The sequence below is a fragment of the Nostoc sp. UCD121 genome (assembly GCF_014222285.1).
Classification (GTDB): domain Bacteria; phylum Cyanobacteriota; class Cyanobacteriia; order Cyanobacteriales; family Nostocaceae; genus Nostoc.
The window spans coordinates 24,833-48,609 of sequence record NZ_JACKZS010000011.1; the positions used below are offsets into that span (position 1 = coordinate 24,833).

A 23,777-nucleotide genomic window follows, 5' to 3' on the forward strand; every position below is an offset into this window, starting at 1 on the left:
AGTTTTAATATTGATTGTTTTGAGGGCAGGTGTTATACTTGCCCTTTTTGTTACTCATTCGTAACTTTTTATGGGGCAAAGTAAAAAATAAATCATCGAACTGATTTAAAAAATCCTGTATAGCGTAAGTGAATTTTGATAAAAATAGATATTAAGCTGATTGATTTGTTTGCAACCAGTTAAGTAAATCTTCCATAACAGTAAAATCTAACAAAGCTTCGCCAAGGGTTTCTAATTGATTTAAAGAAAGAGATTTGATGCGCTCTTGCAATTCTAGTGATAATTCTCCCACTCGCCTTTGTAGTAACCTTAAAATAAGCTGTTGTTCACCTTCTTGTTTTCCGCGCTCGTAGCCGATGCGCTCACCTGTAGTTACATATCTCATAGTTCGCTCCTGCTCAAATTGTTTAAACTCTTCCCAAAACTGATTTTCTAATGCCTTTGGTAATATCATAACCCAATCGATAAATCGATACAGGTTGCGAATATCCTGCTCTTGTAAACCTAAATCATAGAGCCTACGAATTAAGCTAAATTTCCATATTTTGCGTTGTTCTGGTGATGAGCGTGTCTGCTGCATTTTCAAATGTGCCATAACAACATTTGCAAATGGATTATCGCTATTTTCTAACTCCTGGAAGCGATATAATCCAAAAGTTTAATACTGCCAAACTCAAAGTTTAAGCGAGTATTGGGATAATTGTAACTGTAATTACTGGGTCGCAATTCGCGGTTTGGATCGCAGAGAATTGCAAGGCTTATTGCTGGTTGATCAAAGCGGTCAAATATACGAAAGTTGTAGGTAAACATCCGCTTACTAAAGTTATCTTCTTTTTGTGCTTGAATTTCAACATGGATTAATAACCAAAGTTCTTCCCCTTGGATTTGCCAAACTTTGACTAATTGATCGGCATATCTCTTACCCTGTTCGGCTTCACGAGCTATTTGTTGGAATTCTTTATCTAGAAATTCGTAGGGACGTTCCCAATCAATTAATGCAGAAGTTTCTGGAAAAAAGAAATGCATTGCTTGGGGAAAATAAGCTTCTATAATTTCTTTCCAAGGGCTATCAAAATCAGCGCGGTCGTTAACATTAGTCATGTCATTTGCCTAGAGTGGCATCAAATTCTAGATAGAGTAGCAGTACTTGTAGTAGCTAGTGTACTACTTTGAGAAATCGGAATCTCAACCCAAAATTCTGCTCCCCGTCCTGGTTCTGAAATACACCAGATAGCTCCATTGTGTTTTTCTGCGACAATCTGAGCGCTAATTGCCAATCCTAATCCTGTGCCTTTACCTGCGGGTTTTGTGGTAAAGAAAGGGTCAAATAATCGTTGCTTAACTGCTGGGGTTATGCCAGCACCATTATCTGCAATTTGTATAGTTATGCGATCTGGGTTGCGTAACTGAGTACGAATTACAATTTGGCTGGGGTTAGCTTCTATGTCTTCAAGAGTTCGCTGACTGTTATAACTATCTAAGGCATCAATGGCATTACTGATGAGATTCATAAATACCTGATTGAGTTGTCCAGCATAGCAATCTACTAAAGGGATATCACCGTATTCTTTGACTATTTCAATTCCGGTATTTCCAGACGTTTGTTTGAGGCGATTTTGTAAAATCAGTAGTGTGCTATCAATACCTTCGTGAATGTTGACAGGCTTCATATCCGCTTCGTCAAGTCGAGAAAAATTCCGCAAGGATAGAACTATTTCACGAATGCGATTAGCTCCCATTTTCATTGAACTTAGGATTTTAGGTAGATCCTCAGCCATAAAGTCAAGATCGATCGCTTCTATATAAGCTTGTACTTCATGTGTTGGAGTAGCATTGGACTTTTGATAAAGTTCTACCAGTTCCAATAAGCCCAGCGTATATTCATTTACATGGGTCAGATTACCGTAGATAAAGTTAACTGGGTTATTGATTTCGTGAGCTACCCCAGCCACTAATTGGCCTAAACTCGACATTTTTTCAGTTTGAATTAGTTGAGCTTGGGTCTGTTTGAGATTGTGTAGTACTTGGTTGAGTTGTTCTGCTTGAGTAGTTGCAGCAGCAGTGGCAGCGCGGCTTTGATTATACAATTGCGCTTGGTCAATGGCGATCGCTAACTGGTCAGCTACACCTCGAATCAGTTCCACCTCTTCATCACTCCAAGAACGCAGCGCCCTACTATGTTCGCAGACAATCACACCCAAGCGACCCGACTGAGTTTGAACCGAAACTGTTAGGAGAGACTTAAAACCCAATGTCACTAGTAAATTCCGATTTTTGAAATCAAGCCAGGGATCTGTTGCAATGTCATCAAAGCAAAGCAAATTCCCTTGTAGAATAGCCTCACTCAGTGCTTCCACATTCTGGATAGGAGAACAGCCTAAAGGTTCTGGCAAGTCGGAAGCCCAAGCTTGTTGACTGAGTTCAAAACTAGTAGATTCATCTTCTTGATGACACCAAAAAAACTGGCATCGATCAATCTGTAGCAGTTCCCGAACTTCAACAACCACTGTACTCAAAATCGTATTTAGATCCAGCGAGTTGCGAATCTGACTAGATAAACGAGTTTTAAGAATTTTTTCCCGTTCAACTAGCTTTCGTAACTGAGCTTCAGACTGCTTTAACTCTAGCTGGGCCATCTGACGATTGACACTAGCTTTTGCTAGTAGCCAAGAACCAATACCAATGAGTCCTACTAACCCAGCATATAGAAGTAGCAATTGGCTCAAAAATCGGTTTGATTTGGCCATCAACATCTCTGGCGATACCCATGAGACAATCTTCCAATAATAGGATTTGGTATCAATTTGATTTTGGCTTGGTGCAAAAGCCTGTCCTGCTCCTGTACTAGATTTTTGTCCTTCAAGAAGTGGATAAACTGTAGTAAAAGTGAACATTCCCTCAGCAGTTTGGAATTGTCCCGATTCTTTTTGAGAAATTTGCTGCCATGCTTGGGGAAAAGTTTTGCCAAAAGTGTGGTTTTTGCGCTCGGGAAACATAAATCCCCATTCGTCCTCAGATTTAGCCCCTTTTAACCAATAACCATCAGCATTCAGCAGCATTCCCTGACTAGGTACGTTAGCGAAAGCTTGATTAAAATTATCCAGCAGTTTAGCACCGAAATAATTTAACACTACAATGCCTCGTTTCTGTCCACGACGATCAAAAACGGGAATGCCAAAGCGGATCATTGGCTTCAAGGGTTGTTGAACCTGACCTCGTTCAATGTTGAGGTCAAGGGGAGAGACAAACACTTCTCCTTGGTTCAGCCGCAAAGTGTCATTAAACCAGTAGCGCTTGGCTTGCACTTGCAGTTTTTCTTCGGGGACAATCTCTGGTTCACCCTGTTTGAAGTTGACTCTGACAACTTCTTTACCTGATTGATCCAAAAAGCGAATTTGGTCGTAAAGTTTTTTATATTGAGAAAATGATAAGAATTCTCTAGAAAGTGCCTGTTTTTCTTCATCTACTCCTTCTAAAATTCTCTGTAGCTCGTTTTGTTTAGAAATGACAATCAAATCTGAAACAACGGAGTGAAAGTCTCCACTAATTACTTTTGTTTCTAAATCTACTTTGTCAAGTTCATTAGTTTTTAAAATAATTTTCTCCGTCTGTACCTGTTGGTAATAAATAGTCCCTACAACACTTCCAACGAAGGCCGATAATGGTAAAAAAACGGCTAAAAAGTGTTTGATTAAAATTCGTGAATGGCTCTGTGGTGACATATCTGATACTTAAGTACGATTCAGAAAAAAATCGGGCTAAAAATCAGCGAAGTTCCAGCTACGCCATATTTTCGGAGTCAAGGTTGAGAAAAGCCTTTTTCTCTTGGTAGGTATAGCTAATCAGCCCAGCTACCAAATTCACCATGAAATTGAATACTCTGCGACTTCTGGAATGTTCTAGTTGAACAATATTCCACCCTTTTTTGCTATTGTGGGTTAGACACTCTCATAGTCAGTACCGAAAAATTACCTAATTAGAAAATTACACTTGCAATTGCTTTTCAATACTGAAAATAAAGAGAAGCTATGGCTACGACAGGCTATTCGGCATCGCTAAAAATGGTTCTTTATTCTGGCGCTGCGATCGCATATCAATAGATTACGTACAATCTATCTAGAATCAGATTTGGCAAAACCGCTCATGTTAAACTACAATCCGCTACATTGTTTGCCATCTTCCGAAGAGCTACCCGACTCAAATGATACCCCTGTGGATAATGAAGTCCAAAATTTAATTCCTGGCTTGCTGAAAACGACACTGGCTTTAGTTTGGTGCGATCGCTGGGATTGGTTTTTTGGTGTTGATATGGGTATTTATTATCACCCAGATAAGCCAGCCATTGTCCCTGATGGGTTTCTCAGCTTAGGAGTTAAACGTGTAATTGATGAGGACTTACGCCTAAGTTATGTGCTATGGGAAGAAAAAAAGCTGCCAATTTTAGCACTAGAAGTTGTTTCTCAAATATATCGGGAAGAACATAGCAGCAAGAAAGAACTCTATGCTAAAGAATTAGGAATTTTGTACTATGTTGTGTATAGTCCCCTTCGCCGGAAAAAGACACCTTTGGAGGTGTATCACCTAGTTGATGGGGAATATATCTTAATGTCAGGAAATCCCGTTTGGCTACCAGAAATTGGTTTAGGAATTGGGCGAGAACGGGGAATTTATCAAGGTATAGTCCGAGAATGGCTGTACTGGTATGACGAGGAAGGGCAAAAATTGCTCACACCAGAAGAACGCATTAGAGAAGCGGAAGAACGCGCAGCTTTTGAAGAAGAGCGACGAGTGGAAGCAGAACAAAAAGTGAAAATGTTAATTGAAAGGTTGAATGCACTTGGTGTTGATCCAGAAAGTTTGTTATAGATTCACCAAATTTTGTAATTTTCGCTGCCTTAATGTTAATTATCTTCCTGGGTAGGGAATTATATTTATGAGCAACTAATAGCTTAACGGTACAAATCGTAATGACTTGTTGCTAAATAAATATATCAAAACCTGCATAAAAAATATGGAAGTTAAATTAGGATTTGGAGCAGTCCCAAAACCTCAATATGTCTTTGTCAGCAAAGAAGCCGATCACTGTTGGTATATGCTTGCTGAAGATGAAAAACGCATCCCAATTAATGAAAGAGCCTTGACTGGGGTAATTACAGAGATAGAAGTTAATAGAAAGTTTGAAACTAAATTCGGGCCAGTTGAAAAAAACGATTTATATATTTTGGCAGATAAACCTTATATTATCCGTTCAGGTAGCGACTCTTTCTTTTCTAAAAGTTTATTGTTATCTTTAGATACCCTTACTTGTAAAGAATTGTGTAATCCACTAACGATCGCCGTTAGTCCTGGAGATAGTAATGTAGTTTTTTGTAAAATTTACGATCCAATAACTTATCGTTCGGTAGGTGTTAGTTGGGATGGACATAAGGAATTAGACTGGCAAGCTGTAGGGCAAAAAGTAAGTTTAAAAATTAATAAAATTCACAATTATAATCAAGATAAAAATCAATCTCAATCAGAAGCAAGTGACAATATAAAAACGCCTGAACCGCGTGATGTTTTTATAGCTAAAACTGACACATATTTAGCCCAATTAAATTGGACTCCAGAGCAGGGAAGGGATTATTTGCAGCAGAAATATGGCAAGCGATCGCGCTTACAACTCACTGATACAGAAATTCTGGAATTCATTGATTACCTGAAGCTACAACTAACCTAAAGTTACTAAACTTAGATTAGATTCTGTGAAGTTTTTCCCGTTGACTAGCAACTTCCAACCAACCTTGAATTGCATCTTGCAGCATTTCTAATAGATGTTCGTAGCTGTTTCCGCAAGTGTGACATCCTGGTAGGGCAGGTACAGAAGCACACCACACACCATCCTCTTGCCAGATAACTGCTTTAATTTTCATCGCCAATCATCTCTACAAGATTGCGACTAATATTTTAGCGTCAAGCTGAGTGCGATCGCACTCAACACGAGCAGGATTGACAACTGTATTCATTGCAGCCTCAAATTTATACCTTCTGAATGTTCATTAATTGGCATCTCCGGGAAATATAAGTATAAGTTGATGCCTTATTTTTATGGCAAACCCGTAGACAAGTATTAACCAAATACTAATCACAATCAGGAGTATTTCATGATTCCATTGATTTTGGGTGCTATCGCTTTAGGAACCGCTGCTTTCGGAGCAGTAAAAGGTGCTGAAGGTGTTGGGAATATGAATGAAGCGAAGGAAATTGGTGAACGTGCCCAAAACCGTCACTCCTATGCAGTCAGTGAGTTGAAAGCAGACTGGGAGGCGACTAACGAGCTTGCTGAAGAGTATGGTCAACTTCAGCTTGATGTGATGATGACTACAGTTGGGCGCTTTCTTGACTTTATTGAACGAAATATTGGTAAATCAAAACAAAGCGAGAAGGAGTTTTTAGAAGGGCTGGAAGGAATTTCAGTTCAGCAGATTAAGGAGTACAAAGCTGCCGCATTACAAGCTGAACAGTTTTTCAACGGTGGCACTAAGGCGATTGGAGCAGCAGCAGCAGGATATGGTGGTGCAATGAGTCTTGCTACCTCTGTAGGAGTAGCCAGCACTGGGACACTTATAGGAGGACTTAGCGGTGCAGCAGCCTGGAATGCAACTCTAGCATGGTTGGGCGGTGGCTCATTAGCTGCTGGCGGTGGAGGTATGGCTCTTGGTTCTCTTGTGTTAGGTGGTATCACTGTTGGCCCCGCTGTTCTTATTGGAGGCTTTGTACTTGCTGGTGAAGGCGAAAAAGCATTGACTAAGGCATGGGAGTACAACGCTGAAGTCAACACTGCAATCGTTAAAATCGAAGCAGCAAAAGACTTTATGCAACAAGTAAAACGGCGGATTACTGAGTTACAAGGTGTATTTGAATGTCTGGATAAATCTGCTATTTTAGGTCTTCAAGAACTTGAATCTTTACCATCATTCGACAAAAACAGGGACGCTAGTAAGTTTCAAAAAGTCGCGCTTTTTGTTAAAGCACTTGCAGAAATCATGAAAACTCCTGTTTTAGATAGTGAAGGGCAGTTGAATCCTGTTACTGCGAATATACAAGCCAAATATCGTACTTTGTGAGCTAATTAGGAATGTCGACTAAAAAAGTTACCACAGTAGTCAAGGAATTTATCAATCCTGCTGAATGCTTACAGCAAATGGTTTCAGCTTATAGTGAATATAAAATAATTGCTCAACAAGAACAGACAAAGAGACAAGAGATTGAAACTTGGGAAAAAGAAACAATCACCAAGATAAACGCCCAGCGAGAGTTACTGATGGCGTATCTAGATCGCTCTTTTGATGAACGTGCAGAAAACTTTCGCGCCTTGTTTGCTGTCGTTGATAATGCGATCGCATCCGGCAATAATGAACAACTAGCCCTTACCTTAAACTCAATCACAGAAATAGCTAAATCAAGCCCTTTCAAAGACCTTGCTAACTTAGCTTCTGTTCGCGCCGCCCTGGATGATCCAGATCATGAATGGACATTTTGATTTTATAACAGTGCGATCACTCTCCCAAGCCTTTCTCAAAAAGCCTACGTTGGTAGGCTTTTTTCATGTAGTACGAGGCTTACGGGTTACAAAGGCTTTGAGGATAATAGCGATCGCCACTATCGATGCGATCGCAATAGTTGGGCTGTCTCTTCAATCCACAAATTAAAATCTGCCTTATAAGTTGCGCTCATAGCCTTTATTGATTAGCTGCATAGCTTAGGCAAGCAAAAATATCCTCTTGTGTCAAATAAGGAAAGTTATCAAGCAATTCCTCGTAGGTCATGCCAGAGGCAAGATAAGATAAAACATCGTATACAGTAATTCGCATTCCTCGAATACAAGGCTTACCACCTCGTTTTCCTGGTTAGATTGTAATAATGTTTTGATGCTGCACAGCTATCAATCCTCAAAAATCTTCATCGTCAACAAAAAATTCGGCATCGTCTTCTAATCGAGAATTACGCTGTCCAATACCAGCAAGTCCCCAAAGAGGTTGCAGCAGTGCCATGCCAATTAACCCCAAACAAGCACTAAAAGCTAACACTAAACCCAGTGGTATCTGAATCGATTGGAATGTTAAGAATTTTAACGAGACGGGTGTGGCATTTTGAACTGAAATAACTGCGATCGCAATTACCCAAACTGCTACAACTAGAGATGTCAAAAAAGGAGCGATTTTCATACTTTGAGCAAAGTTAGGAGTGAGTTAACTGTTAATAGGAGTTAAGAATTGTTAATTTATAAATCTTAATTTTTCACTGCTAATTCTTATCTCTCTAATTTAGCAATGACACTCTCTAACTCTTTGGCAATTTGGGCGAGTTTTTCGGGAGTGTTGGTTTCTAGGTAGACGCGCACCAGTGGTTCTGTACCGGAAGGGCGCAATAAAACCCAGCTACCTTCTTCTAAATACAGCTTAATACCATCTTTACGCCCCACTTCCTTGACTTTAATTCCTGCTACCTCTGTAGGTGGATTTTTAGTAAAGGAGTCGATAACGGCTGTTTTGTGCGCCTCTGTGAGGTGCAAGTCTAGGCGGTTGTTGTAAAGTGGCCCATCAGCTTCAGCGATCGCTTCTTTAACCAGCTGACTTAAAGGTTTACCTTCATAAGCGATCGCTTCAGCCACCAGCATATCGGCTAAAATCCCGTCTTTTTCGGGAATATGCCCGATAATACTCAAACCGCCTGATTCTTCTCCACCAATTAATACGGCAGTTTCCCGCATTTTTTCACCGATGTATTTAAAACCAACTGCTGTTTCGTAAATTTGCAGCCCATTTTTAGCAGCGAAATTATCCAACAAGTGGGTTGTCGCTACAGTACGAACGATAGCGCCGGTTTTACCTTTGTTTTTAATTAAATGACGTGCTAGAACTAACAACACAGTATTCGGAGTGAGGACAGTTCCTTGTTCATCAACAATACCAAAGCGATCGCTATCTCCATCCGTCGCCAAGCCCAAATCAGCTTGATCGCGGACTACAGCTTCCACTAACTCAACTAATTGTTCTCCTTTGGGTTCTGGCATTCCACCGCCAAATAAAACATCCCTCCAATCGTGGAAACTTTCTAACTGAACACCACTATGCTGTAAAACTTCATCTAAATAGCCACGGGAGGTAGAATACAAAGCATCGTACTTTACCTTTAAATTAGCCCTTTTGATCTTTTCTATATCAAGTAGAGTGTAGATAAATTGCAGGTAATCAGGTTTCGGATCGAAAATTGAAATTGAACCTGATGGGTTACTTCCGGGTAACTCATCCGATGCACTTTCTATATTTGCCACAATAGTATCAGTAATCTCTGGAGTGGCAGGCCCAGCATAATCGGGTATATATTTAATTCCACAGTAAGGTGCTGGATTATGACTAGCAGTAAACATTAACGCCCCTGCGGAATTTAGGTGACGGGCGTTGTAGGCAATTACTGGTGTGGGGCAATCCCGATCAGTAATTTTCACAGTCCAACCCAAGTCTGCCAGTACTTGGGCCGCAGTTTTGGCAAACTGGTCAGCTAAAAAGCGAGTATCGTAGGCAATAAGTACTGGTCTATCTTTTGTGTAGGCTGTTTCCAAGTAAGTGGCGATTGCCCTTGTTACTTTTCGCACGTTGGGGAAAGTAAAGTCATCGGCAATAATCCCTCGCCATCCATCGGTACCAAATTTTATCTTGCTAGACATTCTTGCCACTTGCTCCCGTACATTATCAGTACTATAAAAGCTTCCTGCAAAGCGTGTTTAGCAGCAACTATCCTCCGAAGTTCTTTTCTAAGTAAGCCTTAGTTTAAACTTCTCACCACCGTATTTTCTCTCACTGTTTCTGAGCAATGTCAACCCCCGATCGACCTTTTGCCAGTTATCACCTTTGGTCTCTAGTTGCCCCAGCGACTGGGCAAGAACGCTGGCATTGCCAGATGAGACGGGGGTTTATCAAAGCACGACAACACGAACCACAAGTCAAAGCACTGCTAACGCAAGCCACTGCACCTCAGCGCATTGGCATACTCGCGCAAAAAGGTGTTTATGAGTTTCATCATCATCTGCATCTGCTGAAGCAATCAGATGGTGTAGAAAGAGTTGCACAGCTACTTAAATTAGGCAATTCAAGCGTTCAAGTCCAGCAACGCGTACTGCAAATTTTGCAAAAATATCATGATGCGCCGTTGCTTTTGGATAAAGATATTATCCAATTAACTCCGGGTGATGAAGGCTTTCCTAAGCCAATAGTAGTTGAACAAGAGGATTATTGCTTTCGCTTATATGCGGCTATGGACTGCGTTTTCATCGAATCTGATAGGACTTTACATATTTTAGATTTCAAAACAGGTAAGTCAGCTTTTGACAAACGACAGGCATTAGTTTATTTGCTAGCTGCTCGTTATCTTTACCCTGGACACGAAGCTGTGGCATCATTTTATAATTTAGAAATATGTAAAAAGTCTGAGTTAATTAGCATCAATAATTACGAGTTAGAATCTTTAAAATTTGAGTTAGCTAATATTGCCCACAAGCACCAGCATGATTTGCAAAAGTATCAGGAAAAAAATACTAACTTCAGTAAGATTTTTCCTCCAAATCCTGGCTCTCACTGCCGCTTTTGTCCATTTAATTCCATCTGTGAGTTTGCCGATTTTAAGCAGCATCAATCATATCCACAGCCAAGTTTAAGAGTTAATAGCTAATTGGTTTACCTATTTATCTTGGTTCAATGTTCAAAAAAATCTGCTAAATCTTCGTACTTTTATGGATTGAAGAAAAATATAGAATTAACTCAGGTTAGTCATGGTTTAAAATAATATTTTTCGATTCTGTAGAAGAGCATGAGGCACTACAGAAACTTTTTGAATTCTTTAAAGAATACTTGAATAAGAATAAGAGTTTAGAACTAGACGAAAATTGTGGTTAAGCAGAGAGTAAGCTGTTACGCATATAAGAAAGCACATCAGCTGGTGAGGTTGTCCTTTGTCATTTGTCCTTTGTCTTTGGTAACACACAACTGACTAATGACTAATGACGGTCTACACGGAAAATAGTGCAATATGTAGGCGCATTAGCTTATTAAGGTGTGTTAGCCTACGGCATAACACACCCTACTGGCGTGTCCAGGCTAAAACAGTGCATTAAACGTAGGTTGGGTGAAGCGGAGCGCAACCCAACATATATCAGGATGTTGGGTTACGCAAAGCCTCCACCCAACCTACATTTTTTTGCAACATTTTAGCCTTGACACGCTACTACTCTCTGCAATACCTTTAAGCTAAAACCTCTGTTTGTAGTAGTGCCTTACGTAATGCAGTTACTGCTTCTTCTGTTTCTATCAACCTATTGAGAGCAAGCGCAACATCATCTTCAACCTTCAGCAGTTTAGCTGCTTTTTTTACAGCCTTTTGCTCTTCAATTGAGTAATCATTATCGGCACGGGACATTTGAATTGCGTGATACAACAATGACCTTGATTTCGACCAACTAGAAACATCAACTCTAATCTTACTCAGCAGGTTTTCTAAGTCAGCATTTTTATAGTCAAATGTTTTGTATTTTTCTATTAGTTCTTCGGGAGCGCCAACTATACGCTGATGATTTAGTAACCAATTAAGTTCGGCTTCTGAAACCTTTCCATCAGCTCCGGCAATAGCAAGCAGTGCATATCCGTAGTTAAGGTACGCTTCAGCAGGAGCTTCTGAAATACCTAAGTTCTTTTTCATAAATTCTGAAGCAGGTATTGCTTCTTTAAGATTGCTCATGAATTACCTCTTTGATTATTTTGAAAATTTACTATTTGGCAAATGCTATCTATAAAATTTAAGAATTGTTATCGAGGAATTTAATTAGTGTTTACCAATTAAATTCCTCCATAAATTGTTGATATCTTACTATTTTTATAGATGCCTTTTTATATTCTCAGCATCAAAATAAAAATGCAAGGACAGTTAAGACAGTTAAGACAGGTAAGAAAATTATTTGACTAATTTTCTTACAAGTAGCTAAAAATATAGCCTCTGGTAAAAGAGGCGAGTAACGCAATTTTGTAAAGTTCTAAGACCAAAAAAGAAAATACACTACTTCGAGATGCATAAGCACAGCCAAACCCAGGTATTTCAACGAAAAAACCTGGGTTTATTGATAATTTAGCAATGTAATTGATAATTCAACTCTGAACTAATGCCCGATGTCCTAATTTAAAAAGGCGGTAATTCTTTAAGAATTGTGAACCGAATATGATTAATCGCTAAATCACCGATGGGGATATCTTCTTTGGTTAGCCGCGCACCTTGACTTGTCACCGTTTCAAAAGTGATACCTTTGCCAATTTCAATGTGATACCAGCATAAGCCCATAAAAAAGCGCGTCGGATAAGGCCCACCTTCACCTATATCGTCAGGATTTGATTCCATTGGCAACCAACCAAAATTTGGAACGTAGAACTCCAACCAAACATGATTAAAGTCGGGTTGTAGCGGTACTCCTAGTAAGTCACTATGGGGAGGACATTTATACCTACCTACGGTGCGGCAGGGGATACCATTTAAACGGGATAGGGCAAGTAAAACGCCGACATATTCGCCACAAGAACCAACGCCCCGTTCTAAAACTATATCTGGCGTGTCAATGTAAGGCTTAATACCGTAAGATAACTGATCGTATACGTAGTTGCGGATGCTGTGCATTTTTCGCAGTACATTGGTTTCAGAACCAATTGCTTCTCTGGCGGCACGGCGAACAATGGTAGTATCCATTGCTAAATCGTCGTCATCTACTAGGTAGCGTGTTTGTAATTCTGGAGATAATTCAGGTATATCTTCAACATCTCTAGGTGTGATGCGATACTTAATTCCTCGGACTTCCACAAGTGCTTTCCAGCCAAATATATGCCGTTCACCTGGAGCAAGAGAATCAAATTTAAAGACTGCTACACGTTGCCCTTCTATCACTTCTTCGGTAAAGGGTATACCAATTGGTTCAACGTGTTTCACCTTTTGACGCTCAGTTTCCGATGGTAGGGCGATGCGCCATTCTACATCAGGTAAATACACCTCGTCTAAGGGTGCAATTTCCTCAGCATAAGACATTTCAATGAGATAGCCATTAGAGAGGGCGTAGCGCTTATCTGGCTGGTAATGATAATGCAGGGGATGAATAAAAGTGCGATCGCGGAATGTTAATTCATGACTCGGATCGGCATTGGGGTTATCCCGGATATAAGGCTCCTCTGATGCGTAGGCAACGTAGATACTTTCTTCGCCTGTTTCCCCGTTTTTATGGATGGCGATGCCTGTAGGACATTCAAAGGGTGTCAGGACACTAAATTGAAGTTCTCCTGTGGCCCTGTCCATTGCGTACACTGATTGTTCGGTGCGATCGCAAATCCATAGCATTTCTTGATTGACGGCTAAATTCTCTATCCCAACTCCAGGGGCATAAAATCTGGTAATCTCTTTTCGTGTTTCGCGGTCATAAACCAAAATGTAGCCCAGCCGTTGGCAGCTGACATAAACTGTTGTTTCCCAAACAGCAACGCCGTCAGCCGGATAAGGCAATGTCACAAAATGTTCCAGACCCAAAGCATTGAGCTTGCACAAGTAAACACTATTTTCTCGGCTCACCCATAGGGAATCTTCCCATACCGCTAAACCAGTGACATCGGTAAATTCTTTAACTTGATGGGGATTGAGAATTTTGCTGTTGTCAGAGGTGGGATCAATCTCCAGTAGATGACCTTTAATACTGTCAATGGCAATGAGTCTATCTTTAATGAAAGTAATGCCACACAGGGTAGCAGCAGTAAGCGGTCGAATTGTTTTTTGCCCAAACATCTGGCTAACGGTCAAAGTGGGGAGTGCAAAACTCATATTAAGCATATTTATTGAATGGTTTAGCACGCCTGGGTAATTCAAAATTAAAAATTCAGCTGGAAAAGTTTGCTAGATTAGAAAACCCTAATGGCACTCCAGTTTACTTGAGCGGCGAAATACGCAAGGGACTGGCTCAACTTTTCGCCAAATTAAAAATGAAGAAATGCAATCGTGCCATACATCCTGGCTATTGACTACGGGATGAAATGAAAGGAATGGCAGCCTAAAATTAATTGTGACATATCCTCTGTAACAAAGCTTCAAAGCTCTATTACTCATAATTATCGATAAAATGTGTTCCGATCAACTCTTTCGTGAGAAATAATACTATGTCAAAATAGGAAGATTTACAAATGTTAAGAATTACATATACATTTATGAAGAAAAGCAGCAGAAAAAATGTTCTCACTCTTGAACTGTTGCCACCAGAGCAAGCGTGGGTTAAAGACCCCATTAACGATGGTTCAGTGACTTCAATGACTTAAATTCATTTGGGGTCTAATCCCCAACTGAAAAGTTCCTTCTGTCTCCTTCACATATCTAGGCGATCGCCTTAATGTAACTTTAGAAGATGGAATTCCTGCCATCACTAAATTATGATCGAATTTTGTAACCATTTGCTGTGACCTACACGATGTCTGCTAATTCTCTGCCTGAAGGTGCCGCCGTTTGGCATAGTTTAGAAGTTGATAAAGCACTAGAACTGCTCGATAGTAATGCAGACAGTGGCTTAACACCCCAAGAAATTCAACAGAGGTTGCAAAAATACGGCCCCAACGAACTTGAAGAAACTGCTGGCCGTAGTGCTTGGGAAATTCTGCTAGATCAGTTCAAGAACATTATGTTGTTGATGCTGATTGGCGTAGCTCTGATTTCTGGGATTTTAGACCTGGTGGCTTTGCGGGCGGGCGATTTGAAGCCCGGTGAAGTGCCATTTAAAGATACGATCGCTATCTTAGCAATTGTGATTCTCAATGGCATACTCGGCTATGTCCAAGAAAGCCGTGCCGAAAAAGCCTTGGCAGCCCTGAAAAAAATGACTTCTCCCTTAGTACGGGTCATCCGCGACACCAGACTGGTGGAGATAGCAGCCAAGGAACTAGTTCCAGGGGATGTAATGCTGCTGGAAGCTGGAATGCAGATAGCTGCGGATGGACGTTTAATAGAACAGTCTAATTTACAAGTGCGTGAATCGGCATTGACTGGTGAAGCCGAAGCGGTGAATAAACAGGCATCACTAAAATTGCCAGAGGAAACATCATTAGGCGATCGCCTTAATGTCGTGTATCAAGGAACCGAAGTAGTCCAAGGACGCGGTAAGGTTCTGGTGACTAACACCGGCATGACTACAGAACTAGGCAAAATTGCCACCATGTTGCAGGCGGTGGAAAGTGAACCTACGCCGTTACAGCAACGCATGACTCAACTGGGTAATGTCCTAGTTACGGGTTCTTTAATTCTCGTGGCGATCGTTGTCGTCGGCGGTGTGATCCAAGCAAGAGGCTTTAGTAACATCCAAGAACTCTTGGAAGTTTCCTTGAGTATGGCGGTTGCTGTAGTGCCAGAAGGTTTACCTGCGGTAATTACCGTTACATTGGCACTGGGAACCCAGCGAATGGTGCGCCAAAATGCCTTGATTCGCAAACTGCCAGCAGTAGAAACATTAGGTTCCGTAACCACTATCTGTTCTGATAAAACCGGCACCCTGACTCAAAATAAAATGGTCGTGCAATCGGTTTATACCAATGACAAAACTTTTCGCGTCACCGGCGAAGGTTATGCTCCCACAGGGGACTTTCAGTTAAATGGTCAAAAAATTTCCTTAGAGGAGTCTCCAGAAATTTCCGCGTTATCAGTCGCCTGTGCTGTTTGCAATGATTCAGTGTTGCAAAAAGAACAAGGTGAATGGGCAATTTTGGGAGATCCGACAGAGGGGGCATTAGTTACCCTGGCGGGAAAAGCCGGAATCGAAAAAGACCAGTGGAACAGTAAGTTGCCTCGCGTTGCTGAGTTCCCCTTTTCTTCGGAACGCAAGCGGATGAGCGTGATTTCTCAGGTGGAGGGAGTCGCTACAGGTGACGTATCTTCGAGAGGCATTGACCCAGCGATCGCCGGTTTTCTCCAATCTGAACCTTATTTAATGTTTACCAAAGGTTCTCCAGAGTTAATCTTGGCACGTTCCACTCAAATTCATTTGGGCAATGACACAGGCCCCTTGACGGAAGAACAACGCCAGAACATTTTGGCACAAAATGACCTAATGGCGAGTAAAGGTCTACGAGTACTAGGTTTTTCCTACAAGCCTCTCACAGAAATTCCATCGCAAGGTTCAGATGAAGCATCTGAGATAGATTTAGTGTGGCTGGGATTGGTGGGAATGCTGGATGCGCCACGCCCAGAAGTAAGGGCAGCAGTCCAAGAATGCCGAGAAGCAGGTATTCGCCCAGTGATGATTACTGGCGACCACCAATTAACAGCACGAGCGATCGCGACCGACTTGGGAATTGCCCAAGAAGGCGATCGCGTCCTCACAGGTCAAGAATTGCAACGGATGAGTGACGAGGAATTAGAGCAAAACGTTGACTTGGTGAGCATCTATGCCAGGGTTTCCCCAGAACACAAACTGCGGATTGTCCAAGCACTGCAACGCCGGGGCAGATTTGTGGCAATGACAGGCGATGGTGTTAACGATGCCCCAGCCCTCAAACAAGCCGACATCGGTATTGCAATGGGCATTACTGGCACTGATGTCAGTAAAGAAGCCAGTGACATGGTATTACTTGATGACAACTTCGCTACAATTGTTAGTGCCACCAAGGAAGGTAGAGTTGTTTATACCAACATCCGCCGCTTTATTAAATACATTTTGGGCAGTAACATTGGTGAAGTTCTGACAATTGCCGCTGCACCCTTAATTGGTTTAGGAGGCGTTCCCCTTACCCCGTTACAAATTCTCTGGATGAACTTGGTGACAGATGGTTTACCAGCCTTGGCATTAGCTGTGGAACCTCCAGAACCGGATGTGATGCAACGTCCGCCTTTTAGTCCCCGCGAAAGTATTTTCGCCAGGGGATTAGGTTCTTACATGATTCGCATTGGGATAATATTTGCCATTATCAGCATTGCCTTAATGTGGTGGGCTTATCAACACACCCATGCTGCTGGGTATCAGGGCAATCCCGAAGCTTGGAAAACAATGGTATTTACTACCTTGTGTATTGCCCAAATGGGACATGCGATCGCTATTCGCTCCAATAACCGACTGGCCATCGAAATGAATCCCTTCTCCAATATCTTTGTATTAGCGGCTGTTGTCGTTACCACGATTTTGCAGTTGATGCTAGTTTATGTCCCACCCCTGCGAGATTTCTTTGGTACTCACTACCTGAATATGCAGGAATTGGGCGTTTGTATTGGTTTCAGTGCTTTAATGTTTGTCTGGATTGAAGCGGAGAAGATATTTCTGCGGATTATGGGCAAGAAGGCTGTGTAAATTGGGCATGGGGAATTGGGAATGGGAAATGGGGAATGGGGCATTGGTTATTCTCTTCTACCCCTCTAAGTCTTTTACTTCTTATTTTTCTCCATCCTTCCTAATGCCCAATTCCCAATTTCCAATTCCCAATCCCTGCTATGTACCTGAAAACTCTAAATCTACGACAATTTCGCAATTATCAAGACCAAAAGGTTGAGTTTAATGCTGCCAAAACAATTTTGGTAGGTAATAACGCTCAGGGAAAATCGAATTTGTTGGAAGCGGTGGAGTTGCTGGCGACATTGCGATCGCACCGCATGACCCGCGATCGCGATTTGGTTCAAGAAGGGGAAGCTATAGCCCAAATTAATGCCACCCTTGAGCGACAAACAGGCGTTAGTGAGCTTACCTTAACGCTCCGGCGCAATGGTCGCCGGAGCGTTGCTCTCAATGGTGAATCTATCCGCCGTCAAATGGATTTTCTTGGCGTTCTCAACGCAGTGCAGTTTTCCAGCCTGGATTTAGACCTAGTACGCGGCGGCCCGGAAGGTCGCCGCAACTGGTTGGATACACTCTTAATTCAACTCGAACCAGTTTATGCTCACATTTTGCAGCAGTATAATCATGTATTACGCCAGCGCAATGCCTTTTTAAAACGCCATGTAGAGACTTTGGATGCAACGTCTCTACACTCAGAACTAGCAGTGTGGGATGCACAGTTAGCGACCACAGGAACCAGAGTAATTAGACGACGCGATCGCGCCATAGAAAGATTAGCTCCTATTGCTAGTGCTTGGCACGCCAGTATTAGCGGCAGTACAGAAATTCTGCAAATCAATTACGTGCCTAATATTCCTTCAGAGGATAACAATCCAGAAGAAGTGCAGCAAGCTTTTTTAGCAAAAATCCAGCAGCGAGCCGTTGCTGAAATGCACCAAGGTACTACTCTTGTCGGCCCCCATCGAGACGAAATAGAATTAACTATTAACCAGACACCCGCTCGTCAATACGGTTCTCAAGGTCAACAACGAACCCTGGTTCTAGCCTTAAAATTAGCCGAATTACAATTAATTGAAGAAGTCGTCAAAGAGCCACCATTGCTATTACTTGATGATGTTCTTGCCGAACTAGATTTATCCCGTCAAAATCAATTGCTTGATGCTATTCAAGACCGCTTTCAAACCCTAATTACTACCACTCACTTGGGTTCTTTTGATTCCCAGTGGTTGAAGTCCTCCCAAATTCTTTTTGTGAAAGCAGGAGAAATAATCCCAAATTAATAATGATTTAGGATTAGCCCTTTCAAGATGACTCTAAAATCTCTTCTCTCTCTGTGTTGCGCCAGTTGCTACAACGGTGAGAACCCCTGCAACGTACTGGCTTCTCTGCACATCTGAGGTTTAAAGGTCATTTATTTAACTAATAAACAACTAGAAAACACATAGACAAGAAGTTAAAAAGGCATTTATTAACCGTTTATTTCTTTAAAAATGGGTGATTGACAATAGTTAATATTTATGAGTTAGGCTGAAATCCTAATTTTTTCTATTATTTATTGATGTTTTTCTAACCTTTTAAAAACGTTGAGAATCAGAAAAGTCAGCAGAGTACCAATCAATCCTAACTGCCACAAACCACAACCGGCAGCAATTCCCAATGCAGCCGAAACCCAAATAGCTGCTGCTGATGTGAGTCCGTGAATTTCAAGTCGCTGTGATTCTTGAGAAGATTGGCGCACAATTTCTCCAGCACCGAGAAATCCTACACCTGCTGAAATTCCTTGAATGACGCGGCTAAGTGCATCAGGACTATTTTGCAGCCCTGCTGTTTGCATAATTATCAAGGTAAACACAGCTGAACCTAGACTCACCAGCGTGTGAGTTCTTAAACCGGCTGGTTTGCGGCTAATTTGGCGTTCTAAGCCGATAATCGCTCCTATAAATAACGCAAAGCATAATCTGAAGCTGATATTTAGCCAATCATTAGTTGCAATGTAGTAAGTGTTTGGCAATGTTTAGTCTGGTGTAAATAATTTTATATACATAGTACAGCATGGGGAAATGCAGTTACCATCTCAATTAACAAGACTTGGGAAAAAATACCTTTGTTAAAGGTTGGCAAATTTCCCCAGAGTGTACTAGGTTAATTATTAATTTTTTTACAAAATAGTGCAAAAATATTTTACTCTTTATATTGGTAGAGTCTAATTAAACGGATGTAATTGAAAGTTTATATCATCTAGTCATCTGCTTTGTTTTTTGAACTTAATCTTGGCTTAATAGGCAATTTCTGAAAGGTTAAGGTGTTCAGATCCCTGACTTGTTTAAGAAGTCGGGGATCTGGCAACCCAGGAAAATTAATGAGACAGACCACTAGCAATTAACCACTAATAAAGTCAGCAAATTAAATGTAAATACTGGAAACTCCTCATAGTAGAGAGTCAGTGGATTTACGGCTGATAACGTACCAGAAGGAAATGCCTGTGGCTACAAATAGACAACTAACAAATTGAGTGGACAAACTCTACTGGCTAGACCAAATTAAATTACAAGACCGCGCCAAAGTAGGTGACAAAGCATTTTACTTGAGCAAAATCATGCAGCGTGGCTATCCGGTGGTGCCTGGTTTTGTCGTTTCGGCAGAAATTTTGCGGCAATTTCTTGAAAATCTCAATAGTTCAGAGTCATTAGTAGCTGACTTACCCCATTCTTCGTTACATCTAGATGTTGCTAATTGGCGACAACTTCAGCAGGTAGCTGGTCGCTTGCGTCAAGAAATTCTTACTGCGACTGTGCCGCAGCAGTGGGTGAGTACAATTTTCCAAGCAGCTAAAGAATGGCAAACTAGCTGTCTGATTCTTCGACCTACCTTATCAATATCAAATACTGCTCCAGGTATAAAGAATATATCTGGTTTGCTGGAGTCGGTGTTTTGCCAGTGCGAACCTGAAGCGATCGCTTGGGCATTAAAGCGCACTTGGAGCCAGATATTTCGTGCCAGAAGTCTCCTATATTGGCAACGAGCAGGAATTAATCTACAACAAATAAATCTAGCAGTTTTGGTGCAACCTGTTGAGAATGCGATCGCCAGTGGTTTGCTCAAAGCCAACTCCTCTGGGTGGGAAATTGAGGCTACTTGGGGATTAGGAATTGCGATCGCTCTTGGTGAAGTCCAGCCAGATATCTACTACATTCAACAGGCAACTGGGGTTGTGCTTGAGCAACAGTTGGGCAATAAAATGCTGGCTTATGGTGTGAATGATGCAGCACCTGAAGCTTTTTCGCAACCCACACCTAACTCGGTGCTAGCACCAGATCATATTTTTCTAAGTACCTACGTACTTCAAGAAGCCCAACAAGAACAGTACGCTTTACAAGAAGAATATTTACAACAAATAATTGCTCTAGGAACTCAACTAGTAAGTGAACTAGGTAAAACTTTTACCATTAAATGGACTATTGCTCAACAAACCACATCTAACAAGCTCTACATCACACAAGTTAGTTCTCCCCAATCTGTAATTCCCTACGGACAATTCATTAGGGGACTAGGAGCAGCAGGGGGACGTGTTGTGGCCACTGCCTTAGTAATTAATAATTCACAACATAAACCCGAACAATTACCCAAGGATGTGATTTTAGTAGTACCAACAATCACTCCTGATTGGCTACCATTACTACACCAAGTTGCTGGTATTATCACAGAACAAGGTGGATTAACCAGCCATGCCGCAATTCTTGCTAGAGAATTAAGGATCACAGCAGTAGTAAACGCAACATCTGCCACAACCTTAATCCAAACGGGCGAACGACTACTGCTTGATGGTGACAGAGGAGAAGTTTATCGCATCAAAGGAGACTCAAAGGAGGAGATGGAGAAAGAGAGAGAAGAAAAACTTCTTTCACCACATCAACCCAACCCAAAAGCGCCCTATCCTACTTTTACTTCTCATCTACCCATGATTGCTACCCAACTACTGGTTAACTTGAGTCAGTCCAGTTTAATAGAACAAGTGCAAAGCTTCCCTGTGGATGGCGTGGGATTATTGCGCTCAGAATTGATGGTATTAAATATATTGGACGGACAACATCCCAATACTTGGATTTTAGGCGGTCGTCAAGCAGAATTATTAGAGTTATGGTCTGAGCAGATTAGGCAATTTGCTCGTGCTTTTGCACCAAGACCAGTTTTTTATCGTTCTTTAGATTGGCGATCGCAGGATTTACCATCATTGAGTGATAATTTAGGATCTCCGCCCCAGTCAATGTTGGGTGAACGTGGCACTTTCAGCTATTTACGAAATCCCGCAGTGTTTGAATTAGAACTGCAAGCTTTAGCGAATGTACAGCAAGCTGGCTACACCAATGTCAACCTACTATTACCTTTTGTGCGGACTGTAGAAGAATTTGTCTTTTGCCGTCGCAAAGTTGAGCAAGCTCTTTTAACCGAGGTGTCGCAGTTTCAATTGTGGATGATGGCGGAAGTGCCAAGTGTACTATTTTTGCTGCCGGAATATGTAAAAGCAGGTGCAGCCGGAATTTCCATTGGTACAAACGACCTAACCCAATTATTGCTTGGAGTGGATCGAGAACAAGGACAGCTAGCAAAAGTATTTAATGAACGTCATCCCGCAGTTATGGGTGCGATCGCTCAACTGATCCAAATGGCTCAAAGTGCGGGTATACCTTGTTCAATCTGCGGTCAAGCACCAGCCCTCTATCCAGAAATCATCGATAAATTAGTGGAATGGGGTATAACTTCCATTTCTGTTGAACCGGAAGCACTTGAGCGAACATATCAGGCGATCGCTCGTGCTGAACAACGCCTAATTTTAGCAGCAGCACGACGAAGAATTCATTAGACGCGATTAATCGCGTCTGTTATTTTATGTAGCCAGTTTCGCGCAAAAACTTACGTAAATACAGCCGTTGTACTGAAAAGAGCTAAACCGATTAGAGAATAAAAAAGCGAATTGTAATCATCGTTGGTGTTGTATATAGCATCACCTTTATACAACACCATCAAAATGTTTGCTCAATATCGGTAAATTGCCACAACAGGGGTGCTATATGGAACCTGTTCTGGAGGAACAGCGTAAACCGTGCCACCATTTAATAAGGTATGAGCAGCAACAAAATCCAACAAATCTTCATCACCAGTTTCTTTTTCTGGGTGTAAATAAACTGTTTCTGAGGTTGGATCAAATAAACCCCACTGTTGTTGACCAACTGCAACTAATAATGAATCAACTCGTTGGTAATAAGCTGCTGAGACAATTTCTTGGAGTTTGTTAGATGCCTTACCAGTATCACCACCGAACAATTCGTGAAATTGCTCCAAAAACCCTTCTTGGGACTTCTGAAAATCAGCCTCGACAATTGGCCAAGCTTGATCGTGTAACTCTTGGGCGCTGAGAATTTCTGGATTACCAGTGATAGCTTCATCCATCAAATGCTGGTAAGTATTTGCTTGTCTGTACACGGGCAAGAGATATTCTACCCCAGCCAGCACCAAAGGCGCTTTTTGCAATTTCAGTTTCTCGTGTAATGCGCGATCGACAATCTGAAAGAATTGTAGGATGTCTTCTTGCCGTCTATCCCTGTCAGGGCTTCCCTGTCCGTGAAACGTACCTGGTTGCTGAAAAGAATTGGAGGTTCCCCCTTTGGATGTTGCGATGCGAAACTGACCTTCTTTAGCAGTATCGTCTCTTTGCAAAGCTTCATCTAGACTTTTAGGGAGATTTTCTACTTCTACCTCTTTGACGCTGTAGCGTGTTCCTTCAAAGAACCTGATATCTTGTTGGCTCAAAGCCAGGATATAGAAGCGACCATTGCCATTTAAAATTGGCAGCAGTGGCTTGATGTGAAATCGGTCTGTAACCACGACCAACTCTTGAAAATCAATTGGCAGCGGATAATAGCGAAAAATATTGTCAGAAATAAAAATCGCTAGTCCTTGCTCTCCTATTTGCTCCCAAAACTCTGGGGTATCAATTTCATGGGATTTTTCCAATAATGCGATCGCATCTTTCTCCTCCAAACCCGCATCAACTAAACGAGCCTCTGCCTCCCTGACCAAATTTTTAAAGCGAATTGGATTTTGTCGCACTTCTGGCCCGGCTGGGTGCATTGGCATATAAATTGAAACACAATTCCCTTTTGGCTGTTCTATTAATGTCTTTATTTCTTCTCTAGAGATTAATTCCATAAGATACCCCTCCTATAAAAGCGATCAAAAACATCAGATCAGACCATCGATATTCAACGATCTGATAGGACGCTATTTTCAGATGGTGGTGGTCAAAGTCCGACCGTTTGCTTCTGAGTTTATTTCACATTAAGGAGGGTTTAATTGCATCTTTCTTTTGATAGGCAATATTCATCAATGGAATTACTAATGAAAACCCCAAATTTAAAATCTG

At 41.5% G+C, this 23,777-nt stretch carries 18 protein-coding genes and 2 pseudogenes; 9 read left to right on the forward strand and 11 right to left on the reverse strand.

Annotated elements, in window-relative coordinates; translation table 11 throughout:
* Nucleotides 1–151 precede the first annotated feature (151 nt).
* Together GNF10_RS04175 and GNF10_RS04180 are read right to left on the reverse strand one after the other, a co-directional pair.
* Nucleotides 152–1,101 (reverse strand): annotated as a pseudogene (locus GNF10_RS04175) (DUF4351 domain-containing protein).
* A 20-nt stretch (nt 1,102–1,121) separates the two neighbouring features.
* Nucleotides 1,122–3,722, reverse strand: coding sequence for an ATP-binding protein (locus GNF10_RS04180; protein WP_185584716.1), 2,601 nt, complete (start codon nt 3,720–3,722; stop codon nt 1,122–1,124).
* A 421-nt stretch (nt 3,723–4,143) separates the two neighbouring features.
* Between GNF10_RS04180 and GNF10_RS04185 the strand changes: the two genes are divergently transcribed.
* Both GNF10_RS04185 and GNF10_RS04190 read left to right on the forward strand, forming a co-directional pair.
* Nucleotides 4,144–4,866 carry a Uma2 family endonuclease gene (locus tag GNF10_RS04185; protein ID WP_185584715.1) on the forward strand — a complete coding sequence of 241 codons (723 nt, stop codon included), beginning with the start codon at nt 4,144–4,146 and terminating at the stop codon, nt 4,864–4,866.
* Between the two features lie 145 nt (nt 4,867–5,011).
* Nucleotides 5,012–5,719, forward strand: coding sequence for a hypothetical protein (locus GNF10_RS04190; RefSeq protein WP_185584714.1), 708 nt, complete (start codon nt 5,012–5,014; stop codon nt 5,717–5,719).
* Nucleotides 5,720–5,735: 16 nt separating this feature from the next.
* On the opposite strand, the gene GNF10_RS04195 is transcribed toward GNF10_RS04190, so the two are convergent.
* Nucleotides 5,736–5,912, reverse strand: a complete 177-nt coding sequence (locus GNF10_RS04195) for a type II toxin-antitoxin system HicB family antitoxin (protein WP_185584713.1) — start codon at nt 5,910–5,912, stop codon at nt 5,736–5,738.
* A gap of 231 nt (nt 5,913–6,143) precedes the next feature.
* Here GNF10_RS04195 and GNF10_RS04200 point away from each other — a divergent pair, with 231 nt between their 5' ends.
* Genes GNF10_RS04200 through GNF10_RS04210 form a run of 3 tightly spaced genes read left to right on the forward strand, consistent with a single transcriptional unit; the run spans nt 6,144 to nt 7,691 of the window.
* Nucleotides 6,144–7,106 carry a hypothetical protein gene (locus GNF10_RS04200; RefSeq protein WP_185584712.1) on the forward strand — a complete coding sequence of 321 codons (963 nt, stop codon included), beginning with the start codon at nt 6,144–6,146 and terminating at the stop codon, nt 7,104–7,106.
* An 11-nt stretch (nt 7,107–7,117) separates the two neighbouring features.
* On the forward strand, nt 7,118–7,522 hold the full coding sequence (locus GNF10_RS38335; RefSeq protein WP_185584711.1) for a hypothetical protein: 405 nt from the start codon (nt 7,118–7,120) through the stop codon (nt 7,520–7,522).
* On the forward strand, nt 7,506–7,691 hold the full coding sequence (locus tag GNF10_RS04210; RefSeq protein ID WP_185584710.1) for a hypothetical protein: 186 nt from the start codon (nt 7,506–7,508) through the stop codon (nt 7,689–7,691). Before GNF10_RS38335 ends, GNF10_RS04210 begins: the two co-directional genes overlap by 17 nt.
* Before the next feature lie 30 nt (nt 7,692–7,721).
* Here GNF10_RS04210 and GNF10_RS04215 read toward each other — a convergent pair.
* From GNF10_RS04215 to GNF10_RS04225, 3 genes and pseudogenes are all read right to left on the reverse strand, one after another.
* A pseudogene (locus GNF10_RS04215) lies at nt 7,722–7,919 on the reverse strand (DUF433 domain-containing protein).
* Between the two features lie 12 nt (nt 7,920–7,931).
* A complete protein-coding gene (locus GNF10_RS04220; RefSeq protein WP_114084375.1) occupies nt 7,932–8,207 on the reverse strand; it encodes a LapA family protein in 276 nt (91 codons plus the stop codon).
* 86 nt (nt 8,208–8,293) lie between these two features.
* Nucleotides 8,294–9,709: a phosphoglucomutase/phosphomannomutase family protein gene (locus GNF10_RS04225; RefSeq protein ID WP_185584709.1), complete on the reverse strand. Its 1,416-nt coding sequence runs from the start codon at nt 9,707–9,709 to the stop codon at nt 8,294–8,296.
* Between the two features lie 146 nt (nt 9,710–9,855).
* Here GNF10_RS04225 and GNF10_RS04230 point away from each other — a divergent pair, with 146 nt between their 5' ends.
* Nucleotides 9,856–10,710 carry a PD-(D/E)XK nuclease family protein gene (locus GNF10_RS04230; protein ID WP_185584708.1) on the forward strand — a complete coding sequence of 285 codons (855 nt, stop codon included), beginning with the start codon at nt 9,856–9,858 and terminating at the stop codon, nt 10,708–10,710.
* Between the two features lie 570 nt (nt 10,711–11,280).
* On the opposite strand, the gene GNF10_RS04235 is transcribed toward GNF10_RS04230, so the two are convergent.
* From GNF10_RS04235 to GNF10_RS04245, 3 genes are all read right to left on the reverse strand, one after another.
* Entirely contained in the window at nt 11,281–11,772 is a 492-nt protein-coding gene (locus GNF10_RS04235; protein WP_185584707.1) for a TerB family tellurite resistance protein, read from the reverse strand.
* A 435-nt stretch (nt 11,773–12,207) separates the two neighbouring features.
* Nucleotides 12,208–13,878 carry a transglutaminase family protein gene (locus GNF10_RS04240; RefSeq protein WP_185581055.1) on the reverse strand — a complete coding sequence of 557 codons (1,671 nt, stop codon included), beginning with the start codon at nt 13,876–13,878 and terminating at the stop codon, nt 12,208–12,210.
* Between the two features lie 476 nt (nt 13,879–14,354).
* Nucleotides 14,355–14,498, reverse strand: coding sequence for a hypothetical protein (locus GNF10_RS04245; RefSeq protein WP_185581056.1), 144 nt, complete (start codon nt 14,496–14,498; stop codon nt 14,355–14,357).
* A 17-nt stretch (nt 14,499–14,515) separates the two neighbouring features.
* Here GNF10_RS04245 and GNF10_RS04250 point away from each other — a divergent pair, with 17 nt between their 5' ends.
* Together GNF10_RS04250 and recF are read left to right on the forward strand one after the other, a co-directional pair.
* A complete protein-coding gene (locus GNF10_RS04250) occupies nt 14,516–17,374 on the forward strand; it encodes a cation-translocating P-type ATPase (protein ID WP_185581057.1) in 2,859 nt (952 codons plus the stop codon).
* Between the two features lie 140 nt (nt 17,375–17,514).
* Nucleotides 17,515–18,636 (forward strand): DNA replication/repair protein RecF, encoded by a 1,122-nt coding sequence (gene recF, locus GNF10_RS04255; RefSeq protein ID WP_185581058.1) that lies wholly within the window; start codon nt 17,515–17,517, stop codon nt 18,634–18,636.
* Between the two features lie 272 nt (nt 18,637–18,908).
* On the opposite strand, the gene GNF10_RS04260 is transcribed toward recF, so the two are convergent.
* On the reverse strand, nt 18,909–19,367 hold the full coding sequence (locus GNF10_RS04260; protein ID WP_185591962.1) for an MgtC/SapB family protein: 459 nt from the start codon (nt 19,365–19,367) through the stop codon (nt 18,909–18,911).
* A 501-nt stretch (nt 19,368–19,868) separates the two neighbouring features.
* Between GNF10_RS04260 and GNF10_RS04265 the strand changes: the two genes are divergently transcribed.
* A complete protein-coding gene (locus tag GNF10_RS04265; RefSeq protein WP_185581008.1) occupies nt 19,869–22,217 on the forward strand; it encodes a putative PEP-binding protein in 2,349 nt (782 codons plus the stop codon).
* Between the two features lie 173 nt (nt 22,218–22,390).
* Here GNF10_RS04265 and GNF10_RS04270 read toward each other — a convergent pair whose 3' ends face one another.
* Nucleotides 22,391–23,563: a hypothetical protein gene (locus GNF10_RS04270; RefSeq protein WP_185581009.1), complete on the reverse strand. Its 1,173-nt coding sequence runs from the start codon at nt 23,561–23,563 to the stop codon at nt 22,391–22,393.
* Between the last annotated feature and the right edge of the window lie 214 nt (nt 23,564–23,777).